The organism is Microbacterium sp. TPD7012 (assembly GCF_003075395.1).
Classification (GTDB): Bacteria; Actinomycetota; Actinomycetes; order Actinomycetales; family Microbacteriaceae; genus Microbacterium.
The window spans coordinates 171,051-185,227 of sequence record NZ_QDFV01000002.1 but is presented as its reverse complement, the minus strand read 5'-3'; the positions used below and the strand labels follow the sequence as shown (position 1 = coordinate 185,227).

11 protein-coding genes are annotated in these 14,177 nt (G+C 69.1%); 7 read left to right on the top strand and 4 right to left on the bottom strand.

What is annotated here, in order from left to right; translation table 11 throughout:
* Positions 1-2: 2 nt before the first annotated feature.
* Both DC434_RS04915 and DC434_RS04910 read left to right on the top strand, forming a co-directional pair.
* Positions 3-1,196, top strand: coding sequence for an ATP-binding protein (locus DC434_RS04915; RefSeq protein ID WP_133192777.1), 1,194 nt, complete (start codon positions 3-5; stop codon positions 1,194-1,196).
* Positions 1,193-1,816 (top strand): response regulator transcription factor, encoded by a 624-nt coding sequence (locus DC434_RS04910; protein ID WP_116634181.1) that lies wholly within the window; start codon positions 1,193-1,195, stop codon positions 1,814-1,816. Before DC434_RS04915 ends, DC434_RS04910 begins: the two co-directional genes overlap by 4 nt.
* A gap of 28 nt (positions 1,817-1,844) precedes the next feature.
* Here the strand turns inward: DC434_RS04910 and DC434_RS04905 are convergent, their stop codons facing one another.
* The 4 genes from DC434_RS04905 to DC434_RS04890 all read right to left on the bottom strand — a co-directional run bounded on the left by DC434_RS04905 (position 1,845) and on the right by DC434_RS04890 (position 5,814).
* A complete protein-coding gene (locus DC434_RS04905) occupies positions 1,845-2,963 on the bottom strand; it encodes an acyl-CoA desaturase (protein ID WP_207769928.1) in 1,119 nt (372 codons plus the stop codon).
* Positions 2,964-3,102: 139 nt separating this feature from the next.
* Positions 3,103-3,390, bottom strand: coding sequence for a hypothetical protein (locus tag DC434_RS04900; RefSeq protein WP_133192776.1), 288 nt, complete (start codon positions 3,388-3,390; stop codon positions 3,103-3,105).
* A gap of 204 nt (positions 3,391-3,594) precedes the next feature.
* Entirely contained in the window at positions 3,595-4,569 is a 975-nt protein-coding gene (locus tag DC434_RS04895; RefSeq protein ID WP_116634179.1) for an intradiol ring-cleavage dioxygenase, read from the bottom strand.
* A 90-nt stretch (positions 4,570-4,659) separates the two neighbouring features.
* Entirely contained in the window at positions 4,660-5,814 is a 1,155-nt protein-coding gene (locus DC434_RS04890; RefSeq protein WP_116634745.1) for a low temperature requirement protein A, read from the bottom strand.
* Positions 5,815-6,149: 335 nt separating this feature from the next.
* Between DC434_RS04890 and DC434_RS04885 the strand changes: the two genes are divergently transcribed.
* The 5 genes from DC434_RS04885 to DC434_RS20075 all read left to right on the top strand — a co-directional run bounded on the left by DC434_RS04885 (position 6,150) and on the right by DC434_RS20075 (position 14,173).
* A complete protein-coding gene (locus DC434_RS04885) occupies positions 6,150-7,682 on the top strand; it encodes a sugar transferase (RefSeq protein WP_116634178.1) in 1,533 nt (510 codons plus the stop codon).
* Positions 7,683-7,686: 4 nt separating this feature from the next.
* Positions 7,687-8,448 carry a WecB/TagA/CpsF family glycosyltransferase gene (locus tag DC434_RS04880; RefSeq protein WP_116634177.1) on the top strand — a complete coding sequence of 254 codons (762 nt, stop codon included), beginning with the start codon at positions 7,687-7,689 and terminating at the stop codon, positions 8,446-8,448.
* Complete coding sequence (locus tag DC434_RS04875) at positions 8,445-9,938, top strand: polysaccharide biosynthesis C-terminal domain-containing protein (protein ID WP_165807998.1); 1,494 nt, start codon at positions 8,445-8,447, stop codon at positions 9,936-9,938. Before DC434_RS04880 ends, DC434_RS04875 begins: the two co-directional genes overlap by 4 nt.
* A 198-nt stretch (positions 9,939-10,136) precedes the next feature.
* A complete protein-coding gene (locus DC434_RS04870) occupies positions 10,137-10,700 on the top strand; it encodes a hypothetical protein (protein WP_116634175.1) in 564 nt (187 codons plus the stop codon).
* A gap of 29 nt (positions 10,701-10,729) precedes the next feature.
* Entirely contained in the window at positions 10,730-14,173 is a 3,444-nt protein-coding gene (locus DC434_RS20075) for a fibrinogen-like YCDxxxxGGGW domain-containing protein (protein WP_165807997.1), read from the top strand.
* The last annotated feature ends 4 nt before the right edge of the window (positions 14,174-14,177 follow it).

Below are 14,177 nucleotides of genomic sequence, written 5' to 3'. Positions count from 1 at the left end.
GCATGAGGACGACCTTCACGGAGCGCGTGGGATGGGACCTCGCGTCGGCGGCCCTGTTCGTCGTGACGCTCATCCTCGCCTTCACCCTGCCGCCGCGCTTCCCGGGCTCGTCCTGGCTGCTCGTCGCCACCGCCTGCGGCGTCGCCGCCGTCTACGCGTTCGGCGCCCGACGCTACGTGAGCTTCCGCGAGGGCCCGGAGCCCTCTCCCCTGGTCTCGGGACTGCTGCAGGCCGCCCTCGTCGCCCTGCTGGCGATCGGCACCTCGATCGAGCCGACCATGATGCTGCTGCAGACGCTCGTGCTGCCGCTGATCTGGATGACGTCGCGCTCCACCCGGCAGTCCATCATCGTCACTCTGCTGAACGCCGTGGTGCTCGCGATCGCCTACGCCGCGTCCGACGGCTTCCGCCCGGGGACGCTGCTCGCCGGAGTCGTCACCTCCGGCCTGTCCGCGGCCTTCAGCGTCGCGCTCGGTCTCTGGATCACGCGGATCGCCGAGTGGGGCACGGAGCGTCAGCACCTGCTCGCCGATCTCACCGCGGCGCAGCACGGGCTGGAGGCCGCGAGCCGGGAGGCCGGTGCCGCCGCCGAGCGCGCCCGCCTCGCCCGGGAGGTGCACGACACGATCGCGCAGAGCCTCACCAGCATCGTGATGCTCGCCGAGCGCAGCCGCCGAGACGGCTCTCCGGAAGCGATCGCCCTCATCGAGGATGCCGCGCGCGAGGCGCTGCGCGAAGCGAGAGCCCTCGTCGTCGTCGAATCCTCGGCGGCCGATCCCTCGGGGTCGCTCGCCGAGGCGCTGCGGCGGCTCGGCGAGAGGTTCAGCCGCGAGACCGGCCTTCCGGTCTCGGTCGACGCCTCGCCGCTCGTCGTCCCGAGAGACCTCCAGGTCGTCCTCCTGCGCTGCGCGCAGGAGGGCCTCGCGAACGTGCGCAAGCACGCGGCCGCCGGAGCGGCGTCGCTCGTGCTGACCGTGGACGACGATGCCGTCCTGGTCGTGACCGACGACGGTCGCGGCCTGCGCGGCGCCCGTCCTGACGGCGGAGACATCGGTGAAGGCGGCGGGTTCGGCCTCGCCGGCATGCGCGATCGGGTCGCCCTCGTGGGCGGCACGCTCGAGGCGCGCGACGGCGAGACCTCCGGGACGACGCTCACCGTGCGCATCCCGCTCGCCGTCGGGCAGGAGACGGCATGATCCGCGTCATCGTCGTGGACGACCATCCGATCGTCCGGTCCGGCATCGTCGGCCTGCTCTCGCTGGACGACGAGATCGATGTGGTCGGCGAGGCCGCCGACGGCGCCGAAGCCATCGAGCTGGCCTCGGCCCTGCGCCCCGACGTCGTGCTCATGGACCTGCGCATGCCGAACGTGTCCGGCGCAGACGCCACCGCGCGGATCACCTCGGGACTCCCGGGGGTGCGGGTGCTCGTGCTCACGACGCACGAGGGAGACGACGACATCCTCGGCGCGATCGAGGCGGGCGCGAGCGGCTATCTGCTCAAGGCCGCGCCCCAGGCCGAGATCGTCGCCGGCATCCGATCCGTCGCCGAGGGGCACACCGTCCTGGCGCCCAGCATCGCGGCGACGCTCGTCACCCGCATGCGTCGGGAGGAGTCGACGCGCCCGTCGCTCAGCCCTCGAGAGCTCGAGGTGCTGCGCCTCGTGTCACGCGGCCGGAGCAACCCGGAGATCGCCCGCGAGCTCTTCATCGGCGAGGCGACGGTGAAGACGCATCTGCTGCATGTCTTCGAGAAGCTCGAGGTCTCGGACCGGACCCGAGCGGTCACGCTGGCGCTGGAGCTCGGTCTGCTCTGAGACCGCGCCCCGGCGCCCGGCGCTGCGGCTACGCGCGGCCGAACTGCGCGACGGCCGGGCAGTCGAACGGGTCGGCGCCGGCGGAGAGCCCCACACGGTTGAGATAGTCGATCACGATCTTGTACGACCGCAGAAGGCTCGTCTCCGTGTACGGCACGTTGTTCGCCGCGCAGTAGTCGCGGACGATCTCGCGCGCCTTGGCCAGGTGCGGCCGCGGCATGCTCGGGAACAGGTGGTGCTCCACCTGGTAGTTCAGGCCGCCCATGAGCCAGGTCGTCCACCATCCGCCGCTGATGTTGCGGGAGGTGCGGACCTGCTTGGTGAAGAAGTCGAGGCGGGCCTTGGGATCGATGATCGGCATGCCCTTGTGGTTGGGGGCGAACGCGGCCCCCATGTAGACGCCGAAGACGGCGAACTGCACGCCCATGAAGGCGAACGCCATTCCGAGGGGGAGCATCATGAACACGGGCACGAGGATGAGGGCGAACCGCAGGGCGATGATGCTGAGCTCGGTCCAGCGGCCCTTCACGTTCTTCGTCGTCGTGAGGTACTTCAGACCGAGGAAGTGGAGGTTCAGCCCCTCGAGCGTGAGCAGGGGGAAGAAGAGCCAGCCCTGCTTGCGGGTGATCAGCTTGATCAGGCCCTTCGCCTTCGCGGCGTCCTCTTCGAGGAACGAGATCGTGTCGACCTCGATGTCGGGGTCCTTGCCGACCTGGTTCGGGTTTCCGTGGTGCTTGGTGTGCTTCGAGTCCCACCACGAGTAGCTCATGCCGATGCTGGCGATCACGATGCGGGCCAGCTTGAAGTTCGCCGGCCCCGTGGTCAGGATCTGGCGGTGCGCCGCCTCGTGTCCGAGGAACGCGATCTGGGTGAGCACGATGCCGAGACCTGCGGCGATGAGCAGCTGGAACCAGCTGTCGCCGAGCAGGATGAAGCCCGTGATCAGTCCGCCGAGGGCGACGGCGATGCCGGCCGCGACGGCGACGTAGAACCACTGCGCGCGACGCAGGAGACCCGTCTCCTTCACGACCTGCGAGACCTGCTTGTAGGCCTGGGCCATCGGAGGGAACTCCGCGTTGCCGGCGTAGGTCTGACGGATCGGACCCAGCGTTGCCGCGGTCGTTTCGATCTGTGTGATGGAGATGATGCTCTCCCGTCGATCGGAGCCCTTGAGCTGTGAAAGCCCAAGGCGACTGCCCAACGCTTACCTCACGATAGCCCGACCCACATACGGCTCCGGGAATACATCCGGGGCCCTTGACGCGCCGCTTTCCGTGTGCTCGGCGTCAGGCGCGAGCGCGTCGCGGACGACGGCGGAACGCACGGGGAAGCACGAGTGCACGGCCCTGCGCGATCGGGGCCTTGGCGTGCTGGCGGCGCTCGAGAGCGGAGCGCGCGTCATCGAGGGAGTCGAAGGCGCCGAGCTCGGTGCCGTGGTTGTCGCGCACGAGGTGCGCGGTGCCGTCGAACTCGACGAAACCGGCGAATTCGCCGTTCCGGGTCGCGACGTGCACGTCGGCGTCGGCCTGCTTCCAGGTCAACGGATCGGATGGGGGGAAGGTGGTGGTGCTCATGGTGATGCTCATTGCTGTGTGGCGGGCACGCGTGGGCGCTCCGCAAGATGTGAGATTCAGAGCGGATGCCGCGCGCATCGATGTGCGTGGTCCGTGATGGCCCTGATCAGTGGCGACGTGGCGGCCGAGAGGGGCACAGCACACACGTTGCATGAACAGTGTAGCAGACCCTGCCGCACCCTCCTCCGCCTCCGTCTCACCGACTCAGTTCGAGGGCGGCTGGCCGCCTCCTCCCGGACCCCCCGCACCGCCGCCCGGTGCACCACCGGCGGCCGGCGTGGTGCTCGTGTCGACGCCGACCACGAGCGTCGCCGTGTACCCCTTCGTCGCATCGCCGCTGAGGGTGGCGAGCTGCGCGGCGCCCGCGTCGTCGCCGAACACGTTGTCGCCCGCGAGCGTGACCTGGGCCAGGTTCTGCGCGGACCCCGCATACGCGGACTGCGCATAGACGGCCGAGCAGGCTGCCTCGGGAAGCGCCATCTGCGAGGTCGCGATCGCGTTGGCGGCGTCGGTGATCGACGCGGCGTCGGGGAACACCTCGAAGTGGATGTGCGGCCATCGACCCGAGTAGCAGCCGGGGAAGATCGAGGTGAACGACACCCTGCCGTCGGCATCCGCCACCTGCACGCCGCGCAGATAGGTGACGTCCTCCAGGCCTGAGGAGTAGAGGGAGTACTCGCCCTGCGCCGTGCAGTGCCACGCGTAGACGGCGACGCCGGCGAAGGGGACGCCGCCGTTCGCCAGATCGACGATCTGGAAGGCGATGGTGAGCGGCACGCCGTCGGCCGTCGCCGCCCCGTCGATCGACGAGCGGATGTCGCGGCGGATGATGCCGGAGTCCTCGAGGACGTCCGGCCCGTTGGAGCCGTCGCCGGGATAGGGCCCCGCGGTCTCGTCGGGGATCTCCCCCGTCACGACCGCGTCCCCGGCGGTGGGCGTCGGCGTCACGGTCGGCGTGGGCGTCGCGGTCGCCCCGCCGGAGGCGGCCGGCGCGCAGGCGGCCAGCACGACGGCGCCGACACCGAGCCCGGCGAGGCCGAGGATGCCGCGGCGGCTCATCAGCGTGCCGATGTCGAAGACCACGCCCTGGTCGACGACCTCCTCGTCGGCCCGATCGAGCAGCCGCCCCTCGTAGGCGGGACCGTCGGGTGTCTGGATGGGTTCGGGGATACGGCTCATGGTCGGGCTCCTCTCGAGTGAACCGATGGTGGGTCGTCACCATGGTCCTCAACCACTCGATCAGGATGCTCTGCCCGGGCTATGGGCTTCCTATGTCTCGGAGCGCGGCGCGGTGACGGAGTCGCGCGGCACCGGAGGACGGAGGACCAGCACCACGACGACGATCACCAGGATCAGTGCGGAGAGCGTCACCGGGATCGGAAGCACGGGGTCGAGCAGCACGAGGAGAGCGCCGACCGGGACGACCGTGTTCACGACACGGTCGGCGTTCTCCCGGATCGCGATCCACCAGATGCCGATCAGGAACACGGCGATCGGGATCGTGACGGTGAACGAGGCGGCGATGTTGGAGATGTGGCTCTCGTGCGTCAGCACGTCGAGCTCCACCTCGATGCCGGCGGAGAACGCGGCCGCGGCCGCGAAGACGAAGTAGTGCGTGTACCCGTACCGCAGGGAGTTGCGGAAGCTGCTGATCGCGCGGTGATGCGGCGGCCAGAAGTAGATCCACCAGAGGGATGCCGTCACCACGAGCGTCAGCACCGAGATCGCGATCAGCGGACCGAGGGTCTCGACCTCGTCGAGCGCGTCGATGATCGCGTTCGCCGAGGCCAGCAGGCTCTCGCCGAGCACGATCAGCGTGAACAGACCGTAGCGCTCGGTGATGTGATGCGGATGCCACGGCGTCTGCTGCCGGTACTCGGCGAAGACCGGCACGCCGATCTCGATCAGCAGGAACACCACGAAGGCAACGATCTGCAAGGGACCGACCGGCACCAGCAGGAAAAGCACCCACAGCACCTGGACGGCGGCGATGCCGACGGCGTAGCGTATCGTCGCCGCACGCAGCGGTCCCGCCGAACGGGAGGCGCGCAGCCACTGCGCGACCATCGCGATGCGCATCACGACGTAGCCGAGCACCACGACCGTGAAGTCCCCCTCGTTGAACGCCCGCGGGATCCCCGCCGCGAAGACGAGGACGCCGCCCATCTGCACGAACGTCGTGACGCGGTACAGCCAGTCGTCGGTGTCGAACGAGGTCGCGAACCAGGTGAAGTTCATCCACGCCCACCAGATCGCGAAGAACAGCATGGCGTAGGAGGTGATGCCGTGCAGGAAGTCGCCGTGGCTGAGGGCGTGATGCAGCTGCGCCGAGGCGATGCTGACGGCGACGACGAAGACGAGGTCGAAGAACAGCTCCAGCGTGCTCGCGGTGCGGTGCGGCTGGGCGGGATCGCGCGGCAGCATGGTGCGAAGCTGGAAGCGCGAGGCGGCGGAGTTCACGGTCACCGCGCCAGGATAGCCCCCTCCGGAATATTGATACGTCCATTCGGCGGAGATATCTTCCGCTCACGCCATCCATCCGCTACAGTGTTCAAAGTCTGCTGTGCCTGCTGCTAGCGACCGCCGTGTGGGACGGCGAAATGCACTCCGTGAGTGGGATCACCGAGTTCCAGCAGGACCCGAGGGGTCGGGACGCAGACGATTGCCGTGAACGTGGGGTTCATGGTCTGGGGAAATCTGGGGAATCACATGTCGCACTGGGGATTTTTGCGTACATTCACGGCTCAAGGGGCCTCGGCATGACTTCCGTCGAGGATGCTCTGAGCATCTCTCGTCCGGGCTCGGTCTTCCTGCCGATCGCCGCTCCGAGAGCGACCAAGTCGGTGACGCGCACGGTGGTCACACCTCGCGCCTCCGCGACTCTGGAAAGACGTCGCCAGTGGGAGCGCCGCTATCGGATGCGACTGCGGATCACGGATGCGGCCGTCATCCTGTTCGCCGTCGTCCTGACCGCGACGGTCCAGCTGAGCGCCGGCATCACCGGGTTCGAGGTCCTTCGAGACGGCGTCCCCCTCGCCGCTCTCTGGTACTTCATGCTCAGTGCTCTGCACACGCGGGACGCCGCGTTGTTCCGTGCGAGTGCCACCGAGTACCGCGGCGTGGTCCACGCCAGCGGGCTCGCCTTCGGGATCATCGCCATCGTGGCGGTGCTGCTCGCATGGGAGTCGATGCAACTGACGCTGCTGCTGGGGCTGCCCGTCGGTGTGCTGACTCTTCTGGTGACCCGGTGGTTGTGGCGCCACTGGCTCCAGGCCCAACGCACGCAGGGGAGGTTCGCCTCGCGGACCCTCGTCGTGGGCAACAGGGATGACGTCGAGTACGTGGTGCGCACCCTGCACCCGATCGGCGCGTCCGGCTACCAGGTGGTCGGCGCGACGCTCCTCGACGGCAATGCCCGCGAGGTGGAGATCGACGGCGCGGTGTTCCCCGTTCTGGGGAACGTGAACACCGTGTCGTCGGTCGCCGCCGAGCTGGGAGCCGACACGATCATCGTGGCCAGCCGTCCCGAGGGCGAGCCCGAGTTCGTGAAGCAGCTGAGCTGGCAGCTCGAGGGGACCGCTGCCGAGCTCGTGCTGTCGAGCCGTCTCACCGACGTCGCAGGCCCCCGGATCTCGTTCGCGCCCGTCGAGGGGCTGCCGCTCATCCAGGTCAAGATCCCGACGTACGAAGGCGGGGTGCACGTGCTCAAGCGCGCGCTCGACATCGCCGTCGCCACGGTCGCGCTGATCCCGATCGGACTGCTGACTCCGGTCCTCGCCGCGCTCATCAAGCTCGACTCTCCCGGACCCGTGTTCTTCTTCCAGGAGCGCGTGGGCCGCGACGGCCGCACGTTCAAGATCGTCAAGTTCCGCTCGATGAAGACCGACGCCGAGCAGCAGCTCGCCGCCCTCAAAGAGGCGAACGAGGGCGCGGGACTCCTGTTCAAGATGAAGGACGACCCTCGGGTGACCCGCGTCGGCAGGATCCTGCGCAAGCTCTCTCTCGACGAACTGCCGCAGTTCTGGAACGTCCTCGTCGGCGACATGAGCGTGGTGGGTCCGCGTCCGCCGCTTCCGAGCGAGGTCACCGCCTACGACGGCACCATCTTCCGCCGCCTGTACATCAAGCCCGGCATCACGGGTCTGTGGCAGGTGTCCGGCCGCAGCGATCTCTCGTGGGACGAGAGCGTCCGCCTCGACCTCCGCTACGTGGAGAACTGGTCCGTGATGAACGACCTGCAGATCATGTGGCGCACCGCCAAGGCGATGGTGCAGCCGAGCGGTGCATACTGAACGGATGAGTCCAGGGAACACGGCACCCGTCGCTGAGTCCGTCGACATCGCCGGCGTCCGCGTCGACTCGTTCACCGAGGCCTCGCTGGTCGACCACGTGCTCGAGATGGCGAAGAGCGACGGCGTCGACGTGGCGGTCGGCGTCAACGCGCACGTGTGCAACCTGGCTCGCAAGGACCCGCGGTTCCGTCGCCTCGTGGACGACGGCTCCACGTACGCCGACGGCCAGTCCGTCGTGTGGGCCGCGAAGCTGCTCGGCGGGCATCTCCCCGGGCGGCTCGCGACCACCGACATCGCCGAGCCTGTGCTGCGCGCGGCAGCGGATGCCGACATCCCGGTCTACTTCTTCGGTGCTGCAGAGGGCGTTGCCGAGCGTGCCGCGGCGATCCTCCGGGCGAAGATCCCCGGGCTGCGGCTGCGTACGCACCACGGCTACGTGGCTGCCGACCGGATCGACGAGGTCCTCGACGACATGCGGTCGCACGGCACCGGCATCCTCTTCGTCGGTATGGGGGATCCGGCGCAGCAGCTCTGGATCGACGCTCACCGCGATCGCCTGCCTCCCGCTGTCCTCACCTGCGGCGGCCTCTTCGACTGGCTCAGCGGATCGAACAAGCGCGCGCCCGCGTGGATGATCCGCGGGGGTCTGGAATGGCTGTGGCGCCTCATCATCGAGCCCCGACGACTCGCGAAGCGGTACCTTCTGGGCAATCCGTCGTTCATGGCCGCCGTCGCGACGCAGAGACTCCGCGGGTCCAGGGCATGAGCGGTGCCGCGAGCTCGCCGCGCGGCGAGCTCGCCCGCGGCGGTGCGCTGAGCTTCGCGGGGTCGGCGGTGAGCGCCGTCATGGGGCTCGTGCTGATCGTGATCCTCGGCCGGCTGCTCGGCGACGCGGGCTCCGGAGTCGTGCTGCAGGCGGTGGGCATCTTCACGATCGCCCTCGGGGTCGCGCGTTTCGGGATGGACTCGGCGGCGATCTGGATCCTTCCGCGTCAGTTGGAGGACCAGCGGCAGCTGCTGCGGCCGACCGGGGCGTTCCTGCTGATCACATCCGCCGTCGTCGGACTGGTCTGCTCCGCCGTGCTCTTCGTCGGCGTCCTGATCGTCGAGGCGCAGGCCCCGGGAGACGAGGTCGCCGCGGCGCTCCGGACGATCGTCTGGTTCCTGCCGGTCGCCTCCGTCATGCTCACCGCGCTCTCGGCGACGCGGGCGCTCGGCAAGGTGAACGCCTACGTCCTGGTCGGCAACGTGGCACTCCCGACCCTGCGCCCGATCGCCATCGCCGTCGCGGTCGGGCTGGGAGCCGGAGCGGTCGCCGCCTCCTTCGCCTGGGCGCTGCCGCTGCTCCCCGCCGCGATCGCCGCGATCGCGGTGATGCTCGTGCAGCTCCGACGGCTGGGGCGGACGAGCGAGCCCGGATTCCTGCGATCCGACGTGCCCAAGCGCACCCTGCAGTACGCACTCCCCCGCGTCGTCTCCTCGGCGCTCGAGCAGCTGCTGATCTGGCTGGCGGTGATCATCGTCGGCGCGATCGCCGGCCCCGCCGCCGCAGGCGTGTACGGCTCCGCGAGTCGCTTCGTCGCCGCCGGGATGATCGTCGACACCGCGCTCCGCGTGGTCGTCTCGCCGATGTTCAGCCGGATGCTGCACCGCAAGGACACCGGCGAGCTCGAATCCGTCTATCGGACGGCCACCGTGTGGCTGGTGCTGTTCAGCACGCCCGTGTACATCCTCCTCGCCGTCTTCGCCCCGGTCGCGCTGTCCCTGCTCGGAGAGTCGTTCGCCGACGGCCAGAGCGTCCTGATCGTGATGTCCGTCGGCTCGATCGTGACCTTCCTCGCCGGCAACATCCATTCCGTGCTGCTGATGAGCGGCCGCAGCGGATTGGCCGCGCTGAACAAGGCCGTCGCCGTCGCCGTCAACGTGGCGCTCATCTATCTCTTCGTGCCCCTCTGGGGCATCACGGGCGCCGCCGTCGCGTGGGCGGTCGCCTGCGCGCTCGACGCAGCACTCGCCTCCCTGCAGGTGCGCTTCGTCCTCGGGCTGCGGGTGTCGCCGCTCGCCGGTCTCTACCCGCTCGTCGTCGCCATCGTCACGATCGGCGTCCCCGCCGCGGGCTTCCGACTGCTCTTCGGCGCGACGTGGCTCGGCCTGATCGCCACAGCCATGGTCGGCGCCGCGCTGTTCCTCACGTGGTGCCGTCTCGATCGCCGGCGTCTCCACCTGGATCAGCTGCGCCTCCCGGGCGCACGATAGATCTGAAGACAGGTCTGGTGCGGAATACACCGGCATGCTAGAGTGCCGCCTGGGGAATCTTCTCGTCTCTACGTATGAGAAGCCGCTCGGTGGGACGAGCAAATCAGAATCTGGGGAAAACAGGGGATGTCTAACGACGTTTTGGGGACGCCTGCTGCGAGAAAACGCAGCACGGCACTATGGATAGCGATCGCGGCAGTGGTACTCGCCGTCGTCGGGACGATCAGCGCGTTCGCGCTCACCGCCAACCGCGACGACCAGGCTGCGACAGGCTCAGGACCTTCGCCGACGCCGAGCGTGACGGCGACGCCCGCTCCGGCAGCGCCGCCGACCGTCGCCGGTGAGATCGACGCCGACGAGGCGCAGCTCACCATCCAGACCGCGCTGGCCGCGCCGATCGGCACCGCCGGTACGTCGGCTGATCTGGCCGCCGTACTGAAGGACGTCGCGGTCGACGCCTATGCGGCCGAGGTCGAGGCGCAGTGGCAGGAACTCATCTCGCAGGGCTGGAGCATCGACGGCTCGCCCACGCTGGTGTCGACCGAGGTCACGAGCCTCTCCGCCGACGCCGAACCTCCGACGGCGGAGATCACCGCCTGCGTCGACTCGTCCGCGGTGACGATGCTCGACGCGAACGGCGATCCGATCGGCGACGACTCGGCGAAGACGCCCCGAGCGCTCCACCTCTTCACACTCATCCAGGGAACCGATGACATCTGGCGGATCTCCGCCCACGGCTTCCCCAACGACCCGACATGCTGAACACGGCTGCTGACGAAAGGCGCCCTGCAATGACTCGCTCCACCTCACGTCGCTCCGGCCGCATCGCGGTCGCCGCGGCGACCGCTGCCCTCACGATCGCCGCGCTGTTCACTCCGGTGTCGGCTGCGACGGCGGCAGAGCCCACGCTCCCGACGGCCGACGGCCTGACCGAGATCACCGCCGCCGCGTCGTGCTGGGAGATCAAGCAGCGCAACCCGCAGTCGCAGAACGGCGTCTACTGGCTCAAGACGCAGGCCATGGTCGCCGCCGACCAGTTCTACTGCGACCAGACGTCGAACGGCGGCGGATGGCTGCTCGTCGGACGAGGCCGCGAGGCATGGTCGACGTCGACCAACGGCTCGGGCTCGCCCGAGCAGGTGCGCACCGACATCACCGGCGAAGCGGCGTTCAAGCCGCGCCAGCTGTCCGGTGAGCTGATCGATCAGCTGGCCAACAACCAGCCGATCAAGAACCTCGCCGACGGCGTCCGTCTGGTCCGTGCGACGAACACGGCCGGCACGACCTGGCAGGACTTCACGTTCACGTTTTCCAGCCCGCGTGACAAGTGGACCTGGATGTTCAACAACGAGCAGCGCGTCAATCAGTACAAGGTGGGCGGTGTGACCCGCAGCGGCGGCAACACCTCGAACTTCGGCAACGACAACAATTACGTCCGCGTCCGCACCATCACCGGTGCGACCGAGGGCTGGGCGATGGGCTTCGGCTTCGGCAGCAACATCCGCGGCAACCCCGCGAGCTCGAGCTACCTCTGGTCGAAGGACACCAACACCGGCTACGCCCGACCGTTCACCCAGGTGTTCATCCGTCCGCAGCTGTCCACCGCGTCGTTCGAGAGCATCCCCGCGACCGGCACCGCCGCGATCGCGAACCAGGCCGTCGTCGACAGCTTCGCCCAGACGCAGAACTGGGGAGTCGCCGGCCTCGGCGCCGGCGCCGCCTCGACCGAGGGCAGCAACGAGGTCTCGGCGTTCACCGAGGTCGGGAGCACGGTCTTCGTCGGAGGAAACTTCACCACCGTGCAGAAGACCGCAGGCGGTGGCAGCGCGCAGTCGCAGGCCTACCTCGCGGCCTTCCAGCGCGATACGGCCGAGTTCATCCCGACCTTCCGGCCGACCTTCAACAACCAGGTCAAGGCGCTCGCGCCGCTCCCCGGCAACCGGGTCGCGGTCGGCGGGTTCTTCACCCAGGTGAACGGCCAGAACGCTGCGGGCCTCGTGGTCCTCAACGCGACCACGGGTGCGATCGACACGGCATTCACCGGCCGCCTCATCAACGCGCTCAGCGGCGGCATCCCCGTCGTGCGCACGCTCGACGTGCAGGGCGGATGGCTCTACGCGGCCGGCGTCTTCACCCACTCCACCGGGGGCACCTCCACCACGCAGAGCTACACGCGTGGCGCCGTGCGCTTCAACGTCTCCAACGGCACGCCCGACGGCACGTGGAACCCCGAGTTCAACGGCACCGTCATGAGCGTGGACGCATCCGCACAGGGTGACCGCGCCTACTTCGCCGGCTTCTTCACGATGTCGAAGGGCCGCCCGGCCGACAAGGCGGCGGCGATGTCGACGGCGAACACCGACCTGTTCCCGTGGGCCGTCGTCTTCTCGAACCGCAACAGCGGCAGGACCGGCTACCAGCAGGCGGTCCTCGAAGTCGGCAACCGCGTCTGGCTGGGGGGATCCGAGCACTCGCTGTTCAGCTACTCCCGTGACGGTCTCACGCTGCAGAGCTCGTCCGTCGGCAACGCCGGCGGCGACTTCCAGGCGATCGCGACCGACGGCAACGCCGTGTACGGCGGTTGCCACTGCTTCGAGACGCAGTACGACGGCTCGACGACATGGAACCCGGTCGGCACGGCCTGGACCGCTGCGGATGCCGTCTACGGCTCCGGCGCATGGAGCGCCTCGACGGGTGCGCGCATCCCGAGCTTCAACGGCGACTTCGACACCAACCGCGGCGCCGGCTCCTGGGCCCTGTTCGTCGACTCGACCGGCACTCTGTGGCAGGGCGGTGACTGGACCTACTCCACCCAGCCCGGCTACGTGCGGCAGTGGTCGGGCGGCTTCGTCCGCCACGGTCAGCGCGACATCGTCGCGCCGACGACGCCGACGAACCTCGTCGTGAACACGAAGCCCGACGGCGTGGCCCTCACGTGGGGCGCCTCGACGGACAACCGCGGCGTCACGGCCTACCAGGTGCTCCGCAAGGATCGGGTCGTCGCCACGGTGACCGGCACCACGGCGACGCTCCCCGCCGCACCTGCCGACACGCTCTACTTCGTCCGCGCCATCGACGCACGGGGCAACGCCTCGGCATCGACGGCCGGGGTGACGGCGGTGGCGCCTCCGGCGCAGCCGACCACGGCCACGCTCGTCGCGGCGGGATCCAACTGGTCCTACCTCTACAACGCGACCGGTCCGACCGGCGCCTGGACGACCCCGGGCTACGACAGCACGTCGTGGCAGACCGGCGCCGCTCCGCTCGGCTGGGGACAGACGACCCTCGGCACGACGCTGACGACCAGCGTCACGCCGAAGCCGCTCGCCTCCTTCTACCGGCAGACGTTCCAGGTGGCGAACGCCGCGGTGGTCGAGTCGGTGAAGATCACGACTCGCGCGGATGACGGCATCGTCCTCTACGTCAACGGCACCGAGGTCCTGCGCAAGAACGTCGACGCCGGGACGGCGGGTGTCGGCACCTATGCCAACGTCGCCGTCGGCGCTGCCGCCGCGCTCGCGAACCCCGTGACGATCACCGTGCCGGGCAACCTGTTCACCACCGGCACCAACGTGATCTCGGCCTCGGTCCACTCGAACTACCGGACCACGCCGAGCCACAGCTTCGAACTCGAGGCCGTGGCGACGATCGGCACCCAGCCGGCCCCGCCGGCAGAGCCCGAGCCCGAGCCGGAGCCCGAGCCCGAGCCGGAGCCCGAGCCGGAGCCCGCCGTCACCACGGTCGTGTCGGCAGGTTCGGCCTGGTCGTACCTGTTCTCGAACGACGCGACGCCCGCGAACTGGGCGGCGACGGACTTCGACGCCTCGACCTGGACCTCCGGCACCGGCGCGTTCGGCTGGGGGCACACCGAGCTCGCGACTCCGCTCGACACCACGCTGAGCCCGCGTCCGATCACGAGCTACTACCGGCACCCGATCACGCTCTCGTCGGTCGACTTCACGAAGCTGACCGTGACGACGCGAGCCGATGACGGTGTCGTGGTCTACGTCAACGGCATCGAGGTCGCACGGAAGAACCTGAACGCGGGTGCCGTCACGCAGGGCACCTATGCGAACGCCGCGGTGTCTGCTGCCGCCGCCGTCAGCACGCCGTTCGTGTTCGATGTCCCGGCCTCGGCCTTCGTGGCGGGTGCCAACGTGATCGCGGTCGAGGTGCACTCGAACTACCGCTCGACTCCGAGCCATAGTTTCGAGCTGTCCGCCGTGACATCATGACGGG

What these genes read in the sequence shown, in the direction of transcription:
- DC434_RS04895 (WP_116634179.1), bottom strand. Translation starts at nt 4,569, where the DNA reads ATGAGCCGTATCCCCGAACCCATCCAGACACCCGACGGTCCCGCCTAC.
- DC434_RS20075 (WP_165807997.1), top strand. Translation starts at nt 10,730, where the DNA reads ATGACTCGCTCCACCTCACGTCGCTCCGGCCGCATCGCGGTCGCCGCG.
- DC434_RS04900 (WP_133192776.1), bottom strand. Translation starts at nt 3,390, where the DNA reads ATGAGCACCACCACCTTCCCCCCATCCGATCCGTTGACCTGGAAGCAG.
- DC434_RS04890 (WP_116634745.1), bottom strand. Translation starts at nt 5,814, where the DNA reads ATGCTGCCGCGCGATCCCGCCCAGCCGCACCGCACCGCGAGCACGCTG.
- DC434_RS04880 (WP_116634177.1), top strand. Translation starts at nt 7,687, where the DNA reads ATGAGTCCAGGGAACACGGCACCCGTCGCTGAGTCCGTCGACATCGCC.
- DC434_RS04885 (WP_116634178.1), top strand. Translation starts at nt 6,150, where the DNA reads ATGACTTCCGTCGAGGATGCTCTGAGCATCTCTCGTCCGGGCTCGGTC.
- DC434_RS04910 (WP_116634181.1), top strand. Translation starts at nt 1,193, where the DNA reads ATGATCCGCGTCATCGTCGTGGACGACCATCCGATCGTCCGGTCCGGC.
- DC434_RS04915 (WP_133192777.1), top strand. Translation starts at nt 3, where the DNA reads ATGAGGACGACCTTCACGGAGCGCGTGGGATGGGACCTCGCGTCGGCG.
- DC434_RS04875 (WP_165807998.1), top strand. Translation starts at nt 8,445, where the DNA reads ATGAGCGGTGCCGCGAGCTCGCCGCGCGGCGAGCTCGCCCGCGGCGGT.